This is a genomic window from bacterium, from assembly GCA_037128595.1.
In the GTDB taxonomy this organism is placed as follows: Bacteria; Verrucomicrobiota; Kiritimatiellia; order CAIKKV01; family CAITUY01; genus JAABPW01.
This window is the reverse complement of the sequence record JBAXWB010000014.1, coordinates 1-21,274: the sequence shown is the minus strand read 5'-3', so window position 1 is coordinate 21,274 and position 21,274 is coordinate 1. Positions and strand designations below refer to the sequence as shown.

Sequence of the window (21,274 nt, the reverse complement as noted above, 5' to 3'; positions counted from 1 at the left end):
CGCGTTTCTTGAGGGCCTCGCCCGGCTTTCAGCCCTTCCCCGGCAGGAATATAGCGGCACGATAGGCAAATATCAGCTTTCCCACAAGTCCCGCTTTCTCTATTGTCTGGGATATGGAAATCGGCCTCAGTTTAGGATCAAATCTGGATCATCGTCTCGACAACCTGCGCGAGGCGACCCGGCGCATTGACGCGCTACCCGACACCGTGATTCTCGCCAAGGCGCCCATTTATGAAACGGAACCGGTGGACGTGAAACCGGAATATACCACCCTGCATTTCCTCAATACCGTCGTTATCATCCAGACGTCCATGGAGCTTTCCGCGTTGTCTGCGGCCCTGCATCAAATTGAGGCCGATATGGGCCGGGTTCGCTCGGAAGACCGGAATGCGCCCCGCGTGATTGATATTGATGTGCTCTATGCGGGCAATATCCAGCGGGCGGACGGGATTCTGGATCTCCCCCATCCCCGCTGGGCCCAGCGCCGGTTCGTGGTTCAGCCTCTGGCGGATGTGCGGCCCTTTCTGCGTCTGCCGGGTGAGCCCCGCCAGATTTCTGATGTTCTCAAGAGTCTGCCCGACTCAAACATCACCCTGTACCGGGCTGAACACGAATGGTGAGTAAACGAAAGATTTAAACTACGAAACACACGAAAAGCGCGAAATAATTACGTTCACAACAAATTCCTTTCGCGGATTTCGCGCCTTTCGTAGTTGGTTTTATCTTCAGGATTTGAGAAGGAGTCTTTATGTCTGCCAAACTGATGTTGCCATGCCTCTTGCTTGTCTTATCGCCGTTTGCGGCCACGGCGGAATCGCCGTCGCTACCCGACTTTGATCCGTCCACCTTTCGCACGCTCTCCTGCGAGGCGATCGTCAAAAACTACCAGCAGGTCAACGACCTCCCCTACTACGACGAGAAAACCCGGAATGAAGACGCCTACCTCGCCGAACGCTGCAAGCTGGATATCTTTTACCCGACCCATCAGAAGAATACGCCGGTCCTGATCTTCTTTCATGGCGGCGGCATGACGGGTGGGTCCAAGGAATGGAAGATGGAACTGTACAAGCATCTCGGCTGTGTCATCGTCACGCCGAATTACCGCCTGTCACCCAAAGCCAAGTGCCCCGCCTACCTTGAGGACGCGGCCGCCGCCGCGGCCTGGGTGAAACGAAACATCGCCCAGTATAATGGTGACCCTGACACCGTCTTCATTAGCGGCCACTCCGCTGGCGCCTATCTGGCAACCTGTCTGGCGACAATGCCGCGGTTCCTGGAAAAGGTCGGCTTCACCCCATGGGATTTCGCCGGCACCATCTCCATTAGTGGCGAAATGATCACCCACATGGCCATCCGGGCCGAACGGGGCCTACCTAAGAGCCAGATCGTCATTGATGACTACGCCCCTCTCTCCCACGTCTCCACCAACGTCCCGCCGTTGATTCTGCTGACAGGAGGTACGGGACTGGATGTCGGCAGTCGCCCTGCAGACAACAAACTTATGCACGACGCCATGGTCGCCGCCGGCAACACCAACTGTCTGTATTATGAGGTGCCCGGCACCAACCACGGCAGCATCATGGACGCCGCTTACGCCTACCTGCTCCAGTTCATCCGGGAGACGGTTCAGAAAAAGGGACCTGCTGTAAAACAAGGAAATATCACTCGGCCATGAAACATTTATCCCTCTTTTCAGTATTAGCGTTTAGTTTATTTCAGACCCTGGCGTCGGCCAACCCCACGAATGCCGTCGCTTCACCCAAACCTTCGCCTCTCGACGCGTACCAGGCGCTCACCTTTACTGCGCCACATCAGACCAACGCCCTACTCCGGTACCGGTTTAGCGCACCGCCGAAGATGGAACCCGGCCAACGCTATCCGCTTCTGGTTTGTCTGCACGGGGCTGGCGAACGGGGAACCAACAATACCAGCCAGGTGGGGCATTTCCTGCCGCTGCTCAAGGCCGTGCAGGCCGTAACGCCGTGTTTCGTTGTCATCCCGCAGGTTCCGCCAAGCCAACTCTGGGCAACCTATGGCTGGAGCACCAAAACAGAGACTATGAACGGAGCGCCGACGCCGATGCTGCAGCTGACCAAGCAGTTGATCGACTCACTCGTCGCCGGGGGAGCGGTCGATCCCGATCGCATTTACATTACAGGCTTATCCATGGGCGGGTATGGGACGTGGGAAGCCATCCAGCGCTGGCCTGACTTCTTCGCCGCCGCCATCCCGATCTGTGGCGGCGGGGATCCCGCACTGGCCGGCAAACTCACTACACTTCCCCTCTGGGCATGGCATGGCGAAGTCGATACGGTGATTGAGGTGAATCAGACGCGCCGTATGATTGATGCCATTATTGCAGCCGGCGGCCAACCCAAAGCCACGTATATTCCGAAATGCGGTCACGGGGCCTGGGGGCCGGCCTATAAGGAGGCCTCTCTCTCAACCTGGTTGCTGGCGCAGCGCCGCCCTTCGAAACAGTCTGCAAAATAGCCAATCGCAGGCCCCTCTCAGCCCAACAGGAATTTACGGCGGATGATCCCGCGTTCGAGGGGCTTGGAGAGGATGGTCTTGCGGCCTACGGCCTGACCGGCGCGGAGAACATCCTGATCGATGTTGCGGCCGGAGCCGGACGACTTGCGGAGCCGGGGGTGGCGGACCCGCAGATACGTCGCGAGCTGAATATCCGCCCGCTTCATCAGTGCATAGGTGGCGGGGCTGTCTTTCTCAAGCGCGCTGTCCTGGGTCTTCAGCTTTTCCGAAAAACCGCTCAACAGGCCCAGCGCAAAATCCACCTTGCTGCCGGGCTTGCCGATGCGCCCCTTCTTGAACACCTGCCACTGGTCCTTGATGGTCCGCTTGAGAAAGTCATACACGTAACCGGCCATCTTGACGTTCTCCGTGGTGCCGCTGATTTCAAGAATCCGGCCCATCCGTTCCTTCTCGACCACATAGGCACAGATCCATACGGCTTCCACGAAGTAGTAATCCTGTAGCAACCGGCTCAAGGCGTACTCGTCGGCCGACTGCTTCAGCCGGGGCTCCCCGAGACAGAGGCTGCAATACTGCCGGTGTGCCGGACTGGACAACAGATCAATATTGTAGCGGGCAATAGTCTCGTGGACTTTCGTCATGGCCAGCTCAGCCTCATGCCGGTTGGAACTTCCAGACAGGGCCAGCAGTTTTTTCACACGCAACAGGATCCGGTCATTGTCATCGAGTTCCCCCGTGTTAAGCGTCTCATAGAGAGAAGGAAAGTCCCCCGCCGCGCGGGGATCCGCGTTGACCAGACGACAGGCCTCCTGAAACCGGGTGCCATGCGGCTGATCGGCCCCGCCGAGCACTTCATCCGTCACCTGGTGGGCCAGCTCATGGAGTAGAACCTCCCGGACGGTCATCCACCGGTGGTTCAGGACCAACTTGCGGCTGAAAGCCATGAGCCGCCGGTCGCGATGCCACTCAGCCCACCGCTTTTCAAAATCACGGAGTTCGAAGCCGGGTAAGGCCAGTCGCTTCCTGAGGGGGGGCGACAGCATGCCGACGGCGCTCTTCCATTCACAGATCAGTCCGTGAAGGATGCGCCGTTCCAGTTCCTGGTGGAATTCAGGCGAATGCATAAAATGAATGAAGCCCTGCCCCTCTACCCGCTTCATCCTTCCCGCACGATGTCGGCGCCAAGGGCGCGGAGGCGCTCTTCGACGCGCTCATAGCCGCGGTCAATGCTCTGGGCGTTGTTGATGACGCTCTCGCCTTTGGCGCAAAGGGCGGCAATCAGAAGAGCCATGCCGGCACGGATATCAGGGCTGGCCATATGGATGCCATGGAGGCGGGCGGGCCCGGTAACCAATACCCGGTGCGGATCGCACACCACCACCCCCGCTCCCATGCCAATCAGGTAATCAACAAAATACATCCGGCTCTCAAACATCTTTTCAAAAAAGAGGATGGTCCCCTTCGTCTGCGTGGCCGCCACCAGGGAGACACTCATCAAATCCGACGGGAAACTCGGCCAGGGCCCATCCTCGATCTTTGGAATCGCCCCACCAAAATCCTTGGTGATCCGCATGGCCCGGCGGGGGGAGAGGGATACCGTGGTCCCCTCCATCTGCAATTTAATTCCCAGCTTCTGGAAGGTTTTCCCGATAATCAGCATCGGCTCAGGCTCCACCCCCGTCACCCGCAAATCGCCCCCTGTCGCGGCAGCGGCCGCCACAAAACTACCAATCTCAATATAGTCAGGCTGCACCCGGTGCGTTGCTCCCTGCAGGGCGTCGACCCCGTTGATCACGAGGCGATTGGTGCCCAACCCCGAGATCTGCGCGCCCATCTTGTTGAGCAGCAAGGCCAGATCTGTCACGTGCGGCTCACAAGCGGCATTAAAAATGGTCGTCTGCCCGCGGGCCAGGGTGGCCGCCATCAGCACGTTTTCCGTGGCCGTCACACTGGCCTCATCGAGGACCATGGCCGCGCCTTCAAATCGTTTCCGGCGGAAGACGAAATTCTGGCCACCCTCTACGTCAATCCCCAACGCCTGCAACCCCTGGAAATGAGTGTCTAACCGGCGACGTCCAATCACATCACCACCGGGAGGAGAGAGTGTGACCTTCCCCAGCCTGGCCGCCATAGGGCCTGCCAGCAAAATGGACGATCTGACTTTACTACATAAAACAGGATCCAACTTGCTGCGGCGTAGTCCTTTGGCACAAAGGGTAACCGTATGGTCCTTCACTCCGATCTCCACGCCCAGGCCGGAGAGCAGCTCCAGCATGGTGTGAACATCCTCAATCAGCGGTACGTTTTCAAGCGTCACGGGTTTATCGGTCAGAACACAGGCCGCCAACATCGGGAGCACGGCATTTTTATTGCCGCTTGGAACGTAGGTTCCCGAAAGGCGCTTCCCGCCATGAATAATGAATCGTGCCATATAAATTTAAACCTGCCAGAGCCGAAACAGAAGCGCAAGTACCATTAATCCTCAATCCGTAACTTCATCTCGTCTGAATTGGCCTTCAACTCCGGGGCATACATGGAACTGCCCTTGGTCGGAAGGGCGCTGAACCGGCCGGGGATCTCGGCCCGCAGCCGGTAGGCCACACTGTTCTGGCCTCGCGCCAACTGACGGACAAAGAAACAGACCCGCTCATCACGGAACTCGACGTAGGCCCCCAGATCATTCCCCGTGTAGCCGCTCCGCGCGTCTACGGGCTCAAAGCCCGCCGCCTTCATGTCTTCGAAGAGGATGTATTCGTAGTCGTTCTTGCTCGCGATCTCCAGTTCCACCTCGATCAGGTCTCCGCTCTTGAGGCGATCTCCGTTGGTGAGCCGTTGGCGTTCAAATTTCTCGACCTTCTGGTCCAGCGCCTGACCGCGTGAGCCTGCCGCCTTGATGGTCTTTTTGGCAGGTACGAGCTTATAGAACGACCGGTTGACCTTGATCTCCAGGCCCGCGCGGGTGATCGGGTCTTCCAGCGTGAAGGTGGTCAAGTAGGTGTTGAAATACACCGGCCCGCGCCCCACTCGCCGCACCTCGATCAGATGTTTACCGGTGGTCACGGCGGGACCTTCCATCACCAGCTTGTTATCAAACGCGAAGAGCGTGTCAGCCGTAATCCGGCTTTCCTTGACCTTGGCGCCATCCACATAAATCTGAACCGTCATGTCGGGCTTATCCTCCCCGCTCGCCTTGAGATACTCCGCCATGGCCTCGAGACACAATGCCGTGTCGCGCGTGGAGTTCCAATAGGTGGCATGCTTGCGGTTGTTGAGCAGATACTTGACCAGTTCCGGAGCCACCTCTCCCTTGGGCTCCGTCGCCGCCAGCAGTTTCAGGTAATAGGCATGCGCCTCGGTCTCGCTGCCATACCAGCACCACCTATAGCCGTCGTTCCCGAGGTTGAGGTGGGCGGTCTGGTTTTCAGGATCCCGGACCAGATACTGCCCGATATTGCGCAGGATCATATCCCGCTTTTCAACCTGACCGCTGCGATGCAGGGCGAGTCCGACCATCGCCTTGGCATAGACCGAGAGATTCGTCCGGCCATTGTACAAGGAGTCGCGCATGGCGGAACTGTCCTTGCCCGCATCCACCAATACCATATAGGCGAAGGCATCCATGTCATCGGCATGATCCTTGCCATCCAGGAGGGTGAGATGCAACGCGGTATTCCTCAACTTCCGTAATTCCTCCGCCTGATATTTCCCGAGCCAGTCCACTCCCCGTTCCAGCACGCCGGGCACCAGTGCAACCCCGTTCTGTTTTGCGATCTGAAGGCCATGCACCACCGTGGCCGTGGTGTGCGGCCAGGAGTGTTCGCCCCAGCCGGAGAACCAGCCCCACCCGCCATCGTCACACTGCATGGCCGTCAGCGCCTTGAGCCCCTGCTTCACCATGTCGTTTACCACGGCCTCATCAAACACCGGGTTACGGTCCTGCCCGGAATCAGTCTGATGGCTCCGCTTCCATTGCGCCGCCCGCTCCTTGTCATCGCCGATTTCCTGGGAATTCAGGTTGGTCTGTTTATCCCGGATCGCCGAAAGATCCAGCCCCATCTCCTTGAGCACCTTCTGAACGAGCACCGTGGGAAGGAACCGGTTAAGCGTCTGCTCGGTGCAGCCGTAAGGATAATCCACCATATAGGGAAGCGCATCCACCAGGGCAGCGGCCAGGGTCGGCGAGAAACGGAGCTCCAGCCGGGATGACTCGGGCCGCCGCTCGGCGGGGACCGTGACCGTGACGTCCTGGCGGTCACGGTCCGGCCGCAGCACCCCTGACCAGGATTCAGTCTTGAGCATCCCGTGGACATAGACCGGGAAGGTCATCTCCATGGCATCGGACTCCTCATCCGTCAGGGCCTTCATGCGGACGACGGCCGTTCCTTCGCGAACGACCTTTACGCGCCAATCGACGCGCTGATCCTCGCCCGCTTTGATTTTTATCAGGGTGGCGTTCGACGTCCCGGCGAACGCATTCGGGCTTCCTTGCCGCTTCCCAACAGCCGCCGGGACGGCGGCTGCCACCTGATTGCCCGCAGCGGCTGCGCCCTGCAGCTCCAGACACCCGCCGTCCACTTCCAGCACGGCTTGAACCGATTTGTCGGTCTTCAGGGCGTTATGGATGTTGGCCGAGAGCACCACCTCGTCCTTTTCAACAAAGAAGCGCGGGGCCTGCAACCGGAGCATCACCTTCTTGGCCGTCACTACCTCCGCCACGCCCTCCCCCACTTTCGTGCCCTGCCCCATTACCCAGGTCTTGATTTTCCATCCGGTCAGATTCTCGGGCATCTTGAAGCTGACCTCGGTGATCCCGTTGGAATCAGTATCCAGCGCGGGATTCCAGTAGGCGGTATCAGCGAAGGCTGAGCGCACCACCGGCTCAACGGCCGCGCCGGAACCGCCCCCGCCTTGATCGCCATCCAATGTTGAGGCCAATGCGTTCATACCTTCAGCTGGCGCGCAAGCCGGGGCCGCCATTTCCATCATGCTGCTCTTCGCGGCGGCCATCACCATGCCGTCTTCACGCCCGGCCATTCTCAGGGATCGTGCATTACCGCGGCCTGCCTCACCTTTTCGTTTCACCAGACCAAACGTTTCCCCGACCTCATCGACCACCCCTTCCCCGAATATCCCGAGGTTATCCATGGTCAACATCCGTGGAGGCGTCAGGTTCGAAAGCCATCGATCCAGATTGCTTTCCGTGTGGGGCGTGTGGTGCCGGCGCCATTTCCAGAAGAAGTCACGGATCCCCTCCACGTTGGAGCCGCCGGAAATATATTCGACCGCCTTGTCATACACACTCATCACCGTGGAACCGGCCAGGGGCTGCCCGAAGAAGTCCGTGACCCGCACCTTGATCGTCGCCTGTTCACCGGGCTTGAAGGTTTCGGCCGAGGGCAGCACATCGACATTCAAAACCCGCTTCTCCGGGGGAACGATGATTTCGCGCGTCTGGGTGTAGAGCCGTCCATCAAACACCGTCATGGCTTCGATAAAGAAGTTGGGCATATCTTTCCGGACCACTTCAATTTCCTCGATCGTGCTCTTCCCGGCCAGGCGCAGCAGTTTCGGCTTCAGGTAGACGCCGTTTGACGGCCGCACAAATAGCAGGATGGTGGCCCCGGGATGATCGGTATTGATCATCAGGCGCACCTTGTCGCCCGGCCGGTATTCGCGGGCTTCGGGAATGAGTTCGAGTTCGCTGAACTTGAAGTCCCGTCCATCGAACCCCTCACCGCGGACCACAAACACATAACCGCCTTCGATGGAGTGGCGCTTCTCATCCTTCACGGTGTAGGACAGCCGGTACTGGCCTGCTGCAGAGGCCTGAATCTTCTGGGAAGCCAGCCCCTCCTCATTCGTGTCGAGCTCCCACTTCCGGACTACGCTCTCCACCGGCGTCCCGTTCTTGTAACCGACCCGGTAAAGCACCAGTTCACCCCCGCCCTTGACGGGTTTTCCGTCGAGCGTCCGCGCCGCAAAGTCTGCCTTCACCACGTCACCCTGGCGGTAGTGCCCCCGGTCGACCCAGGCGGTGACCTTGAAGGGCTTACGCGCGACCAGCACCGTACCCTGGCCGACAATCGTCCGCCGTGACTCGTCGGTCACTTCGGCGGTGATCTCATACTTGTGGTCGGTATCGCCGTGCAGTTCCTTCGCCAGCCGGGTATCGATCGGCCACTTCACCGTGCCATCCTCACCGATGGGCACTTCCGCCTCGGCCACCAGTTCGGGCGGGGTAGAGGGAGCCGGCCACCACCAGCTGCGCGGGCACAAGCAACCCCAGTCCCGCCAGCCGGGAAACCAGGCGTAGTCGGACGCAAACCACCAATAGCCGGGCCCATAGAACCAATCCCAGGGCATGGGCGGGTACCAGTTGGCACTGTAACTGGTGCGGGTGACCTTGAGCTTGACCTTCGCCTTCTTCACGGCGGCACCGAAATAGTATTTCGCCTTTATCGTCGCGGTCATCGTCTCGCCCAGCATGACGGGCTCCTTGGGTGCATCAATCGTCACCTCGAACTCAGGTTTTTTGTACTCCTCCACCCGGAAGTTCATTCCACCCCAACTGCTTCCCCCCTTCCAGATATAGGCATAATACTGACCCAGCGCCGCATCCTTCGGGAGCATCAGGTCGCCTTGCAGCCCGGCCACGCCATCGGTCTTGTAGGTTTTCTCAAACACCTTGTCGCCTTTGGGGTTCGTGATGATGACGGCAAAATCCTGATCGGCGTAATCGGAGGTGTTGTCCTCGTCATAACGGGCCTGGCGGATCCAGAATTTGAAGTTCACCTTCTGGTCCGGCCGGTACACCGGCCGGTCGCTGATGCCAAACACTTTGCGCTGATTATAATCCTGACCGGAATATTGATCCTGCCAATACCAGAACGGCGAGAACCCGATGAAGGCGAGGCGGCCGTCGGGGGTGGTAGCCGTGATCAACCACTGGTAGGTGTGCTCGATATCTTTCCGGGAGGCAGTTACCTGGCCATCCGGATCGGTGGTCTCGGCAAAGGCGGTGGTGAGGACATTGTAATGCCGGCCAATGGATTTCCAGTTCTGGATGTAATCCTGCCGGTACCCGAAGAACTCGACGTTCACCCCCTCGAGCGGTTTACCACTGACCGCATCCGCCACATAGAACCAGGCGGCCTTGTCCGATTGCTTGCGGGCGATCACGGTATCGTTCACCCAGACCACGATTTTACTCACATTCCCATTCGCCATCGTTGCGGTCAGCAGATAGGCGCCCGCCGTCTTGAGTCCGGTGTTCACGGTTACCACCCGGTCGAAGTGACGCGGTTTCGGAGTGAGGGGCAACTCCCAGCGGGCCGTTTCACGCCCCAGGTATTTGGTCAGGTTTTTTTCAACCAGCATGAAGCCAATGTTATCGAGGGCTAGCCGCCCGCCATCCAACTCTTTCGGGTTGGACTTCAAGTACTCCTTGATGTCCGCCAGCAGTTCAGGGACGTTGATTTCCCGGGCATCCAACACCACCCGGGTTCCGTTCCGGAAGCGATACTCCAGCGACGCCCCCTGTCCGGCGGGCTGGGTCAGGGCCGGTTCGAACCGCCCCCAGTTGCCGACGATCTGGTCGAGTCGTTTCTGCTTCCAGTTCTCCTGGCCCGCGCCATAGCCCTTGATGCTCTCGCGCCAATAGGCGGCCGCCTGCTCGTATTGGCGCCGGTTGGTGAAGAGTTCGGCCAGGGCGTTGAGGGCGGATTCGGCATCGCTGGATTTGGGTTCGGCGGCGACGTCCCTGTAAAGCCGGATAAAGTCGAACTCCGGTGGCAGGCGGAACCGCTTGATTCCCGCAGCCAGCCGGGCGACGGTCTCGTCATCGGCCAGGGTATGAAGCGCCAGCGTGGCCGTGGCCGCAGTGGGGTCATCCTCGTCAATCCGCGGCATCTGCCAGTTACCCCGGACCAGGGTTTCCACCCCGAATTGCTGACTCAGAAAGCCGGCCCGGGTTATTTTAACGGCAACGGCGCGGGACCGGTCATGGTCCGTCGCCCGTTTCAGCATCCAACGCCAGCGTTCACCATCACTCACAGCGGCGTCGTAGCGGACCGGCACCGGGTAGAGGATCGGGTTTCCGGCTTCATCCACCGGCGCCCCGCGGGTTTCGCCCCGGCTTCGCCAGTAAATATGACCCTCCTCGTAATCCGGCAGGACCGTCAGATCGCTCAGGACCTGGAGCCGCCAGGCGTCCTGATAGCCCCGGGCGCCCATCAGCATGCGGGCAAATTCCTCATAGAAAGCCCCCGCCTCTCCCCCCGGGGAACGGGCCAACCCTTCTATGAGCGTCATGGCCTTGACCATCCATTGCAAGGCCCGGATGCGATCGCGCTCCTCCGAGCTGACATAACGGCCCTGGCCCCGGTGCGGCCCCCGTTCGAAGGTACCCGCCACGATCGTTCCGTTATGATCCCCCTGGGACAGGCACCTCGCCGCCGCCGCCAACGCCATCCAGTTATTGGAGTGGATCTCCACGACCTTCTCGAGAAACGCATCCGCTTCCTTGATCCGGTTGAGTGCGCCCATGGAGTCCACGGCGCTTTGCAGGTCACTTCCCACGAGCCCCGGGGTTTCCAGGGAATCGGTTGCAAGGGATATGAATGCCTCAAGGGCCTCCTTGTAATTCCCCTGCTGCGATTGCTTCCGGGCCTGGCTCCGCAGGGATTCACGGTCAGGATCAGGTTGCCCGGGTTGGGCATGAAGCGCGGGAAGAAGTGAAAGGGCAAAAATCGAGATTAAAGCCGAACTGCGCAGGGTGTTCATGTCGCCTCCTTTGTAGATGGGTCCTTATATACGCCACCCGAACGTATTACTCAAGAACCCGCATTAACCGGACGCGGCGGCTCACCGGGACGGTTCGCCCTACCCAATTACTAGTTCAAGCATACGTGATTTTTTCAGGTAGGGCGAGGCGTCCCTGCCGAGCCGTCTTTATCAGGCTCCGTAAAACCGGGTGAGGAATTCGGCAGGCGAGAGGATGGGGATATGCTTTACGACCTGTTTAGGGAAATGCTTGGCATTGCCGGTGACGATCGGAACATTCAGACCGAAAGCCGCTTCGATAAAAATGACGTCATCGGCATCGGGCAAGGATCCTGCATTCATCACCGGCGCGAACGGGGCGAAAACCGCACGTGACCGGATGGCATCGAGCAACGAATGGATACGGGACGATGGAAACCCGAATTTCGGGCGGCTCAGCACGACTTCATATTCAGCGAGAACGCTGTCGGTCACTACCGGCTGACAGAGTCCGTCGAGAACCGCATTGAGGAGTTTGCCCGGGGATCCATTAGGGGAAAGGACGCCCGAGATCACCACGTTGGTATCAAACACAGCAGCGATCATGGAATGGCCCGGCGGCGGGTTTTACGGGCGGCCTGAATCTCGCCATTGATCTCGTCGAGCGTCATCGCGTCCGTTCCCTTGCGGCGGCTCGCCGTACGCAGGTCGGAGAGTGCCAGATGCGCGCGCGCCAACCGGATCGCTTCGGCCAGTTGATCGGGATTCTCCCCCTCAGCCAGGTCCACCAGCATCGCCATGGGTTTGCCATTATTCGTCACCAGGGCCGTGCCATAGGCGGCGAGGGTTTCGCGAACCCGTTTCGGCGCTTTCAGATCTTTTACAGCCAGGTAATTCATAAGGACATAATAATCTGATAATCAGGTGATTGTCGAGCCAAAAAAAGGGTTACCGGGGAGTTGACTCCCGGTAACCCGTGACAAACCTACTCTTATCCCAGCACTTCTTTCGCCAGTTTCACCACATTGGCAGTGGTAAAGCCGAATTTCTCGGCCAGCACCTGCGCGGGCGCCGAAGCACCGAAGGTATCCAGGCTCAGGGTCCGCCCCTTGCACCCCACATACTTGGCCCAGCCCATGGAGCAACCGGCTTCGATCGCCAGGCGTTTTTTGCAGTCCGCCGGCAGCACCTGCGCCCGATACTCGGCACTCTGCTTCTCGAAAAGATCCCAGGACGGCATGCTGACCACCCGGACGATCTTGCCGCCCTTGGCCACTTCCTTTGCGGCCTCCAGCGCCAGGCTGACCTCGGAGCCCGTTCCAATCAGAATCAAGTCGGGTGTGCCTTCAGCGCTTTGCCAGAGCACATAGGCGCCCTTCTCCAGGTTCGAGGCCGCGGGATAGACCTTGCGGTCCAGCACCGGCAGGTTCTGGCGGGTCAGCAACAGCACCGTCGGACCGGATTTGTTTTTCAGCGCCGCAATCCAGGCGGACACCGTCTCCGTGGGATCGGCCGGACGAATCACCGATACATTGGGCATACAGCGGTAGCTGGCGAGCTGCTCGACGGGCTCATGCGTCGGACCGTCTTCGCCGACATAAAAGCTGTCATGCGTGAACACATAGATCGTCGGCAGGCTCATCAGGGCGGCCACGCGGATGGTAGGCCGGCAATAATCGGAGAACACGAAGAACGTGGCGCCGAACACCCGGAAGCCGCCATGCAACTGCAGACCGTTCATCACGCCCGACATCCCGAGCTCGCGTACCCCGAAATGCAGATTGCGTCCCTCAAACTTGCCGGGCAACACCGAGCCCATTCCCTCCAGGAAGGTCTTGGTGCTGGGCGCCAGGTCGGCCGCGCCCCCCACGAACCAGGGCATCGTCTTGGCCAGGACCTGCATCACTTTACCCGAGGAGACACGGGTCGCCTCAGGCTTTTCAAAGGTCGGCATGAGTTTCTCAAGATCCGCCGGCAGCTCCTGCTTCGTGCAGTCCTGCCAGGTTTTGGCCAGCTCCGGATAGGCGGCGGCGTACTTCTTGTAATCGGCCTCCCAGGCCACCACCTTGGCCTCCAGCTCACGGGCGCGGACTGCAAACAGCTCCCGCACCTGATCCGGCACGTAGAAATCCTTGTCTTCCGGTAGCCCCAGGGCCTTCTTGGTGGCCTTGACTTCCGCCACGCCCAGCGGTTCGCCATGCGCCTTGTGGGAATCGTGTAAATTCGGGGATCCCTGGGCAATGTGGGTATTGGTGATGATCAAGGTGGGCCGGTCTTTCTCAGCCTTGGCCGCCACAATGGCCTTCTCGATCTCATCCATATTGTGCCCGTCGATCTCCAGCACATTCCACTTGTACCCGACAAACCGTTTGCGCACATCGTCACTGTAGGACAGGGAGGTGCCGCCCTCGATGGTGATCCGGTTGCTATCATAGAACACGACCAGCTTGTTCAGCCCGAGGTGGCCGGCCAGCGAAAAGGCCTCGTGCGAGATCCCTTCCATGAGATCGCCATCACCGCAGAAGACAAACGTGTGGTGATCCACCGGGGCAAAGGCGCCGGAATTGAAGCGGGCGGCCATCATGCGTTCCGCCAGTGCCATCCCGGTGGCCATCGCGCACCCCTGCCCCAGCGGACCGGTGGTGGCTTCGACGCCGGCGGTGTGACCATACTCAGGATGCCCGGGGGTTTTGCTGCCCCACTGGCGGAATTGGGCGAGCTCGCTGAGCGGCAGATCATAGCCCGTCAGGTGGAGCATGCTGTACAGCAACATGGACCCATGGCCGCCGGACAGCACAAACCGGTCGCGATTCGGCCAGTCGAGGCGGGACGGGCAATGGTTCAGGTGGTTCATGAACAGTACGGCCGCCACATCCGCCATCCCCATCGGCATTCCCGGATGCCCTGAGTTTGCTTTTTGCACGCCATCCATTGCCAGACCACGAATAGTATTTGCCACGACCTCAATTGCTTTGCTCACAGAACGACTCCCTTTTTCATTATTTTCTTCAAAAATCTACAAGAAACCCCTTGCGGAGAACCTTTACCTTCCATATATTGGAACGGTTAATGGTAGCGATTCACGTTCGGTTGTCCAGTCTGCAATTCTGCAGGCATCCGGCGAGCCCCTGTCACGATACTCATTTCGTGGCCGAACTTTGCCGAAGTTTTGATTTTAAGGGACACTGTAACGGCATATTAGGATCGATCTCTGTTTTTAAGCAGTAAATTAGTGGTAGTTTCGCGTCGCAAGTTGCGCCGCGAGTCAAAATAAAGAGGAGTAACGGTAATGGCAGCGACGAGTGATAAAAAGTATGTGTATAGTTTCGGCCGCGGTAAAACCGAGGGCGGAGCCAGTGATAAGAACCTGTTGGGCGGCAAGGGTGCAAACCTTGCGGAAATGTGTCATCTTGGACTTCCCGTGCCGGCAGGCTTTACGGTGTCCACGGAATGCTGTGTGGATTTCTTTGCGAACAAGTCCCGCTTCCCCAAGAGCCTCGCCACGGAAGTGGAAGTGGCCCTGCGCCAGGTGGAAACCGACATGGGCATGAAGTTCGGTGACGTCAAGGATCCCCTTCTGCTGTCCTGCCGTTCGGGCGCCCGCAAATCCATGCCGGGCATGATGGAAACCGTGTTGAACGTCGGCCTTTGCACCAAGACCATTCCCGGCCTGATCTCCAAGACCGGCAATGAGCGTTTCGTGTACGACTCCTACCGCCGCCTGATCATGATGTACTCTGACGTGGTGATGGAGAAGTCTGAAGGCGTCGAACCCGCCGAAGGCAAGGGCATCCGCATGCAGCTTGAAGGCATCATGCACGAGCTCAAGGCCAAGAAGGGCTACAAGTCCGATACCGACATGACCACCGAAGACCTGAAGGGGTTGTGCGAGAAATTCAAGGAGCGCGTCAAAAAGGTGCTGGGCAAGGCGTTCCCGGATGATCCGATGGATCAGATGTGGGGCGGCGTCGGGGCCGTGTTCAAGAGCTGGAACGGCAAGCGCGCCATCTCCTATCGCCGCATCGAAGGCATTCCGGATGAGTGGGGTACCGCCGTCAACGTTCAGGCCATGGTGTTCGGCAACATGGGCGATTCGTCCGCCACCGGCGTGGCGTTCACCCGCAATCCCGCCACCGGCGAGAACAAATTCTACGGCGAATGGCTGATCAACGCCCAGGGCGAAGACGTGGTGGCGGGTACCCGCACCCCCAGTCCGCTGAATGACGACACCAAGAACGACCAGAACAAGCACCTGCTTTCACTGGAAGGTCAGATGCCGCCGATCTACAAGCAGCTTTGCAAGATCCGCGAGACGCTTGAGAAGCATTACAAGGATATGCAGGACATTGAGTTCACGATCCAGGAAGGCAAATTGTTCATGCTGCAATGCCGTAACGGCAAACGCACCGGCACCGCCGCGCTGAACATGGCCATGGACATGCTCGCCGAAAAGCTGATCGACGAGAAAACCGCCGTCCTGCGTCTGGAACCCCAGCAGCTGGACGAGCTTCTGCACCCGGTGGTGGATCCCAAGGCGGAGCAGACCCTCAAGGCGCTCTGCAAGGGCCTGCCAGCCGGACCCGGCGGCGCCTGCGGCCAGATCGTGTTCACCTCCACCGAGGCGGTGAAACAGGCCAAGGCCGGCAAGACCGTGATCCTGGTTCGTGAAGAGACCAACCCCGAAGACGTGGAAGGCATGCGCGCCGCCATGGGCATTCTGACCGCCCGCGGCGGCATGACCAGTCATGCGGCCCTGGTGGCCCGCGGCTGGGGCAAGTGCTGTATTGTCGGCGCGAGCGGCCTGCACGTGGATGTGCACGCGAAGAAGCTCACCGTTGGCAATGTGGTGTTGAAAGAAGGCGCAGTGGTGACCCTGAACGGGAGCCGCGGCACCGTCTTCAACGGCAAGGTGGCCTTGGTGGACAATTCCGAGAATCCCCGCTTCCAGAAGTTCATGCAGCTGGTGGACAAGTTCCGCACGATGGGCGTCCGCGCCAATGTGGAAACCGCCGAGGATGCCCGCAAGGCCCGCGCCTTCGGCGCCGAGGGGATCGGCTTGTTCCGGACCGAGCACATGTTCTACGGCAAGGGATGCGATGAGCCTCTCTTCCTGCTCCGAAAAATGATCCTGAGCAAGTCAGCGGAAGAACGGGTGTCGGTCTTGAAGAAACTCTTCCGCTTTGTGAAGAGTGACATCAAGGCGACCCTGGCGGCCATGGACGGCCTGCCGGTCACCGTTCGGCTGTTGGACCCGCCCCTGCATGAATTCGTGCCCCAGAGCCCGGCCAAGCAGAAGGAACTGGCCGTCAGCCTCGGCATTTCGCCCAAGGAAGTCAAAGCCCGTGGCGAGGCCCTGCATGAATCCAACCCGATGATGGGACACCGTGGTGTGCGTTTAGGCATCACCTATCCCGAAATCACGGAAATGCAGATCCGCGCCATCTTCGAGGCAGCGGCGGAACTGATCAAGAGCGGCAAGAAATGCCAGCCCGAGATCATGATCCCGGTCACCTGCGACATCAACGAGTTGAAGCATCAGAAGGCCATTGTCGTAGCTGTCTACGAGGATGTGATTGCACGTAAGAAGATCGACGCCATCCCCTACTTATTCGGGACGATGATCGAGATTCCGCGTGCGGCGCTCCTGGCGGACCGTATGGCGCAGGAAGCCGACTTCTTCTCCTTCGGAACCAATGACCTGACCCAGATGACGTTCGGATTCAGCCGTGATGATATCGGCGGATTCATGGGCGAATACCTGGAACAGAAGGTCGTTGCGGCCGATCCCTTCCAGACGATTGATCAGGATGGCGTGGGCCAGTTGATCAAGATGTCGGTGGAAAAGGGCCGTCAGACCAAGAAGCACCTGAAGGTCGGCATCTGCGGCGAACAGGGTGGCGATCCCGAGTCGGTGAAGTTCTGCTTCAAGACCGGTCTGAACTATGTGAGCTGCAGTCCGTATCGGGTGCCGATCGCCCGCTTGGCGGCCGCTCACGCGGCGCTCAAGGGCTGACACGCCTGACTGAGCACGTCTGAAAAGACAACGCCCCGGAGTTACCTCCGGGGCGTTTTTTTGTGCCGGTATCCCGGCGCGCTTACGACTTCACTTCGGGACAGGTTACTCAGCCGCAGGCGGCGGCGGAACGGCGCCATCGGGCTTCCCGTCCCCCTTATTCATCCTGCCCCCGGGGTGCTGCCCCTCATGTTTTGCCATAAATTTCTTCATCATCTCCCGCATCTTGAGACGCTGATCAGCCGTCAGGATTTTACGGGCCGCCAGCATCTGCTTGATCTGAATCTTGGCCGTATCGGAACGGACTTTTCCGATCTCATCCGCCAATTGGAGAATGGCCGCTTCATCCACCGGCTCAGCGCCCATCAAGCCGGCCTGCTTTTTCGCCAGGGTCTGCATCTGCTCGCGCAGGGCGGTCATTTCGTTCGACGCGGAGCCGACCACTGCGGCAATTTGCGCCTGCTGCTCGGCCGTTAGTTGCAACTCTTTTACCACCGCCGGGCGCATCAACATCATCATATCGCCGCCCTCTCTCATTTCGCCCCGGCCTTGGCGCATCGGCTGAGCCGGTCGCGCCGCTTGCTCAGCAGGTTCGTTCGCCATCGCCATCATCGTCATCCCCATCAGGCTCCCCATAATCAGTCCAAAACGGTTCATCGATTGCCATCCTTTCATTAATGTTTAACGATCTCTGGTCTACAGAACGGGCGTACCCCTCGGAATATTGCACGCCGTATCTTAATCGTAATCAAAAATAGGCAAATATCAGGGCTTTTTACGATCCGCTTGCAGGTTGTTAATTTCTTCGCATTCATATACCATTCAAAACGAATAGGTTACATTTTTTTCACCCATTTTGGACTCTTTTTTAACGACTTGAATCATCCACATTTGCCCGATTATGATTATTTAGTTTTATGACGATAACACCACCCCTTGTGGCGTCTAGTTAAATAAAATCAACCTGTCGTAGGTCTAAAATATTTTGCGCAAAAACGATAAATCCCCTTGCCTGCTTATATTTTCTCCCCTATTGTCCTGCGTCAGCGGGTACGAGAGAAGACAACAAGTGATCTGTTAACAACTTGTTAATAACTCCGGAAACCCTTCGCTTTATTGGGCGATTATTAGTTTTTTATTTTGATCTGCGTCAAATGGCATCTGTTTCGTTGAAGGATTGCCAGAGGGAGTTTTACTGTGTCAGGAAATCATGCGTCTGCTGTGTGGAGCGCGGCTTGCGATCATCTGGGCAAGCTGTTGCATCCGGATATTTATTCGCGTTGGATTGCCGTCATTGAGCCGGGAAGCATTGAGGGACAAACTCTGACCTTGCGCGTCGGTAATAATTTTTACCAGACCTGGCTTGAGGAAAACTACCTGCCGCTGATTAAAGCCGCAGTGACTTCGGTATCGGGCGAATCGTACGACATTGTATTTCAAGTGGCGAAACGGATGCTGGAGCCGGTCTCGGCACCCACTCCTCAGGCCGTCACTGAACCTGTGGCCGTACCCCGCCGCCCGTCCGGAGTCCGTCAGCCCGGAGGCCCGGTGTTCAATGCCAACTTCACCTTTGATGCCTTTGTGGTGGGCCCCTCCAATAACTTCGGGCATGCGGCGGCACTCGCCGTGGCCCAGTCGCCGGCCCGCGCTTATAATCCCCTCTTTATTTACGGCGGTTCCGGACTGGGGAAAACGCATCTGATGCAGGCCATTGGCCATCATGTCCTGAAAAACTCAAACGCGAAGATTGCGTATTTGTCGTCCGAAAGTTTTACCAATGAATATATCGAGGGGCTTCAGAATAAAACTTTGGTTCAGTTCCGGAAAAAATACCGGAGCATGGATCTCCTGCTGATTGATGATATCCACTTCCTGGCTGGCAAGGAACGGATGCAGGAGGAGTTTTTCCACACCTTCAACGCCCTCTTCGATGCCCATAAGCAGATTGTGCTGACCAGTGACCGTCCTGCCAGCGAGATTCAAGGCCTTGAACAACGTCTGGTCACCCGCTTTGAATGGGGGCTGGTCACGGAGCTTCAACCGCCGGATCTCGAGACCCGTATTGCCATTCTCCGCAACAAACAGGCGCAATGCGGATACAAGCATGCCGACGAAATCATCCTGTTCATTGCCAAAACCATCCGTTCCAATATCCGGCGGCTTGAAGGGGCGTTGATCCGTGCGACCTCCTATGCCTCGCTGATGAACCGGGCCCTGACCATTCAGGATCTCGAAACCCTGCTGCGCGACACCATTGACCAGGAGAAGCAGGAAGACCTGACCTTTGAGCACATCATGAAAGCCGTGGCGGATCATTATGACATCCGTCTGGTGGACATGACCAGCAAGAGGCGCCCTGCGGCCATCACCATGCCCCGCCAGATCGCGATGTACCTCTGCCGGTCACTGACCCCTTCCTCCCTTCCTGAAATCGCGGGAGCGTTCGGCAAAACCCATGCCACGATTTTGCATGCCTATCGGGAAGTCGCCCGCAAAATGGAAACGGATTCCGATCTCCGTCAGAATGTATCCCATCTCAGTCGTCTTCTGGAGAAGAAGAGTTGACAACAGTGTTCATAACCATGAGAAATAGTGTTGGTAACTGGCTCAAAGCATGTTATCACACGTTGCTCACACCCAATCGAGGGGTGTCATTAACAGGTGGGGTGACCCTATTTTCATCTGTTTTTGTGGTCGTTTCGCGATATTCTGGGGTTATTGACGTTGTGAACAGGGTATAATACGGGTGATATTTAAAAGATTATATAAAGATTACTATTACTGAATTGTTGATAGTTTGAACCGGGAGGATAAATGAAACTTGTTATTGCCAAAGATGCCGTCATGTCAGGACTTCAAATGGTTCATGGTGTGGTGAATGTACGTCCGACCCTTCCCGTGCTCTCCAACGTTTTGCTGGAAGCCAAGAACGACCGCCTGTGGATGACCACCACCGACATGGATGTGACCATGCGTTGTGCCGTGGATGCCAAAATCGGTAAACCCGGCGCCACCACCATTCCGGCCCGCAGATTATTCAGCATTATCCGTGAACTTCCGGCCGATAATATCGAAATCGAAGTAGATGAAAAGAATGCGGCTTCAATCACCTGCGGTTCCGCTTTTTTCAAGATCAACGGATTGCCGGATGACGAATTTCCCGCCATTCCTGCCAACGAAGGGGGACATACCTTCTCGGTGGATCAGAAGGCCCTGAAACAGATGCTCCAGAAGACGTTTTATGCCGCCTCAACGGATGAAACCCGCTTTATTTTGAACGGGACCCTGATGAGTTTCAAGGGCAATAAGCTCACCCTGGTGGCCACCGATGGCCGCCGTCTGGCCTTGACGGAAACTGAAATTGAATTCCCGAAAGAAGCCGAATGTGAAGCCATTGTGCCGACCAAAGCGGTCAATGAGCTGATCCGCATCCTGAAGGATGAGGGTATGGTCAAGATCTTCATTGGAAAAAACCAGGCGACGTTTGAATTTGATGAGGTCACGCTGACCACCAAGCTGATCGAAGGTACCTATCCGAATTTCCGCCAGGTGATTCCCGGCCAGTGTGAACAACGTATCGCCGTGGATCGGGAAGTGTTCCTGACGGCCCTGAAGCGCGTGGCCCTGCTGACCAGCGATAAATCCAGTTCGATCAAGCTGACCTTCGGCAAGAATAAACTTAAAATCAGTGCCTCTTCGCCTGATGTCGGTGAAGCCCATGAGTCCGTGGCCATTAAGTACAATGCCAAGGATATCCAGGTGGCGTTTAATCCCGATTACATCATGGAGCCCCTGCGGAACATCGCCAACGATGAGATTTACGTCGAATTGACGGATGAACTCAGTCCCGGTGTGATCAAGTGCGATGTGCCGTTTATCTACGTGCTGATGCCGATGCGGATTTCGTAAGTAACGGTTATTGGTTAGAGGTTATGGGTTAATGGGGTTTCCCAAGGGTGGCCGACAAAATTCTGATGGGAACACAAAAAGGCGTGTTTTTTTGGTTGC

13 protein-coding genes are annotated in these 21,274 nt (G+C 57.9%); 6 read left to right on the top strand and 7 right to left on the bottom strand.

The genetic code is table 11. The annotated features are described in order from the left end of the window. The first annotated feature begins 113 nt into the window (after positions 1-113). From folK to WCS52_10075, 3 genes are all read left to right on the top strand, one after another. Positions 114-620, top strand: a complete 507-nt coding sequence (gene folK / locus WCS52_10085; GenBank protein MEI6167533.1) for a 2-amino-4-hydroxy-6-hydroxymethyldihydropteridine diphosphokinase — start codon at positions 114-116, stop codon at positions 618-620. A 128-nt stretch (positions 621-748) separates the two neighbouring features. Then, positions 749-1,675 carry an alpha/beta hydrolase gene (locus WCS52_10080; protein ID MEI6167532.1) on the top strand — a complete coding sequence of 309 codons (927 nt, stop codon included), beginning with the start codon at positions 749-751 and terminating at the stop codon, positions 1,673-1,675. Then, a complete protein-coding gene (locus WCS52_10075) occupies positions 1,672-2,493 on the top strand; it encodes a prolyl oligopeptidase family serine peptidase (protein ID MEI6167531.1) in 822 nt (273 codons plus the stop codon). The genes WCS52_10080 and WCS52_10075 overlap by 4 nt, the downstream gene beginning before the upstream one ends. Before the next feature lie 17 nt (positions 2,494-2,510). Here WCS52_10075 and WCS52_10070 read toward each other — a convergent pair whose 3' ends face one another. The 6 genes from WCS52_10070 to tkt form a co-directional block, all read right to left on the bottom strand. Next, the gene (locus tag WCS52_10070; GenBank protein MEI6167530.1) at positions 2,511-3,653 is read right to left on the bottom strand and encodes a DUF2786 domain-containing protein; all 1,143 of its coding nucleotides are present in this window, start codon (positions 3,651-3,653) and stop codon (positions 2,511-2,513) included. Further along, complete coding sequence (gene murA / locus WCS52_10065) at positions 3,650-4,924, bottom strand: UDP-N-acetylglucosamine 1-carboxyvinyltransferase (protein MEI6167529.1); 1,275 nt, start codon at positions 4,922-4,924, stop codon at positions 3,650-3,652. The genes WCS52_10070 and murA overlap by 4 nt, the downstream gene beginning before the upstream one ends. Positions 4,925-4,968: 44 nt before the next feature. Next, positions 4,969-11,274: an MG2 domain-containing protein gene (locus WCS52_10060; GenBank protein ID MEI6167528.1), complete on the bottom strand. Its 6,306-nt coding sequence runs from the start codon at positions 11,272-11,274 to the stop codon at positions 4,969-4,971. A gap of 171 nt (positions 11,275-11,445) precedes the next feature. Then, on the bottom strand, positions 11,446-11,859 hold the full coding sequence (locus WCS52_10055) for a putative toxin-antitoxin system toxin component, PIN family (protein MEI6167527.1): 414 nt from the start codon (positions 11,857-11,859) through the stop codon (positions 11,446-11,448). Beyond that, positions 11,856-12,152, bottom strand: a complete 297-nt coding sequence (locus tag WCS52_10050) for a hypothetical protein (GenBank protein ID MEI6167526.1) — start codon at positions 12,150-12,152, stop codon at positions 11,856-11,858. Before WCS52_10050 ends, WCS52_10055 begins: the two co-directional genes overlap by 4 nt. Before the next feature lie 92 nt (positions 12,153-12,244). Continuing rightward, entirely contained in the window at positions 12,245-14,233 is a 1,989-nt protein-coding gene (tkt, locus tag WCS52_10045; GenBank protein MEI6167525.1) for a transketolase, read from the bottom strand. A 309-nt stretch (positions 14,234-14,542) separates the two neighbouring features. On the opposite strand from tkt, the gene ppdK reads away from it, so the two are divergent. Further along, the gene (ppdK, locus tag WCS52_10040; protein ID MEI6167524.1) at positions 14,543-17,266 is read left to right on the top strand and encodes a pyruvate, phosphate dikinase; all 2,724 of its coding nucleotides are present in this window, start codon (positions 14,543-14,545) and stop codon (positions 17,264-17,266) included. Between the two features lie 105 nt (positions 17,267-17,371). On the opposite strand, the gene WCS52_10035 is transcribed toward ppdK, so the two are convergent. Beyond that, positions 17,372-17,923, bottom strand: coding sequence for a Spy/CpxP family protein refolding chaperone (locus tag WCS52_10035; GenBank protein MEI6167523.1), 552 nt, complete (start codon positions 17,921-17,923; stop codon positions 17,372-17,374). A 540-nt stretch (positions 17,924-18,463) separates the two neighbouring features. On the opposite strand from WCS52_10035, the gene dnaA reads away from it, so the two are divergent. Next, entirely contained in the window at positions 18,464-19,831 is a 1,368-nt protein-coding gene (dnaA, locus tag WCS52_10030) for a chromosomal replication initiator protein DnaA (protein MEI6167522.1), read from the top strand. Positions 19,832-20,080: 249 nt separating this feature from the next. Next, positions 20,081-21,175, top strand: a complete 1,095-nt coding sequence (gene dnaN, locus WCS52_10025) for a DNA polymerase III subunit beta (protein ID MEI6167521.1) — start codon at positions 20,081-20,083, stop codon at positions 21,173-21,175. Positions 21,176-21,274: the final 99 nt, after the last annotated feature.

Coding starts and splice junctions, on each gene's coding strand:
- folK (MEI6167533.1), top strand. CDS start 114: ATGGAAATCGGCCTCAGTTTAGGATCAAATCTGGATCATCGTCTCGAC.
- WCS52_10080 (MEI6167532.1), top strand. CDS start 749: ATGTCTGCCAAACTGATGTTGCCATGCCTCTTGCTTGTCTTATCGCCG.
- murA (MEI6167529.1), bottom strand. CDS start 4,924: ATGGCACGATTCATTATTCATGGCGGGAAGCGCCTTTCGGGAACCTAC.
- ppdK (MEI6167524.1), top strand. CDS start 14,543: ATGGCAGCGACGAGTGATAAAAAGTATGTGTATAGTTTCGGCCGCGGT.
- dnaN (MEI6167521.1), top strand. CDS start 20,081: ATGAAACTTGTTATTGCCAAAGATGCCGTCATGTCAGGACTTCAAATG.
- WCS52_10050 (MEI6167526.1), bottom strand. CDS start 12,152: ATGAATTACCTGGCTGTAAAAGATCTGAAAGCGCCGAAACGGGTTCGC.
- WCS52_10060 (MEI6167528.1), bottom strand. CDS start 11,274: ATGAACACCCTGCGCAGTTCGGCTTTAATCTCGATTTTTGCCCTTTCA.
- WCS52_10055 (MEI6167527.1), bottom strand. CDS start 11,859: ATGATCGCTGCTGTGTTTGATACCAACGTGGTGATCTCGGGCGTCCTT.
- WCS52_10075 (MEI6167531.1), top strand. CDS start 1,672: ATGAAACATTTATCCCTCTTTTCAGTATTAGCGTTTAGTTTATTTCAG.
- WCS52_10070 (MEI6167530.1), bottom strand. CDS start 3,653: ATGAAGCGGGTAGAGGGGCAGGGCTTCATTCATTTTATGCATTCGCCT.
- WCS52_10035 (MEI6167523.1), bottom strand. CDS start 17,923: ATGAACCGTTTTGGACTGATTATGGGGAGCCTGATGGGGATGACGATG.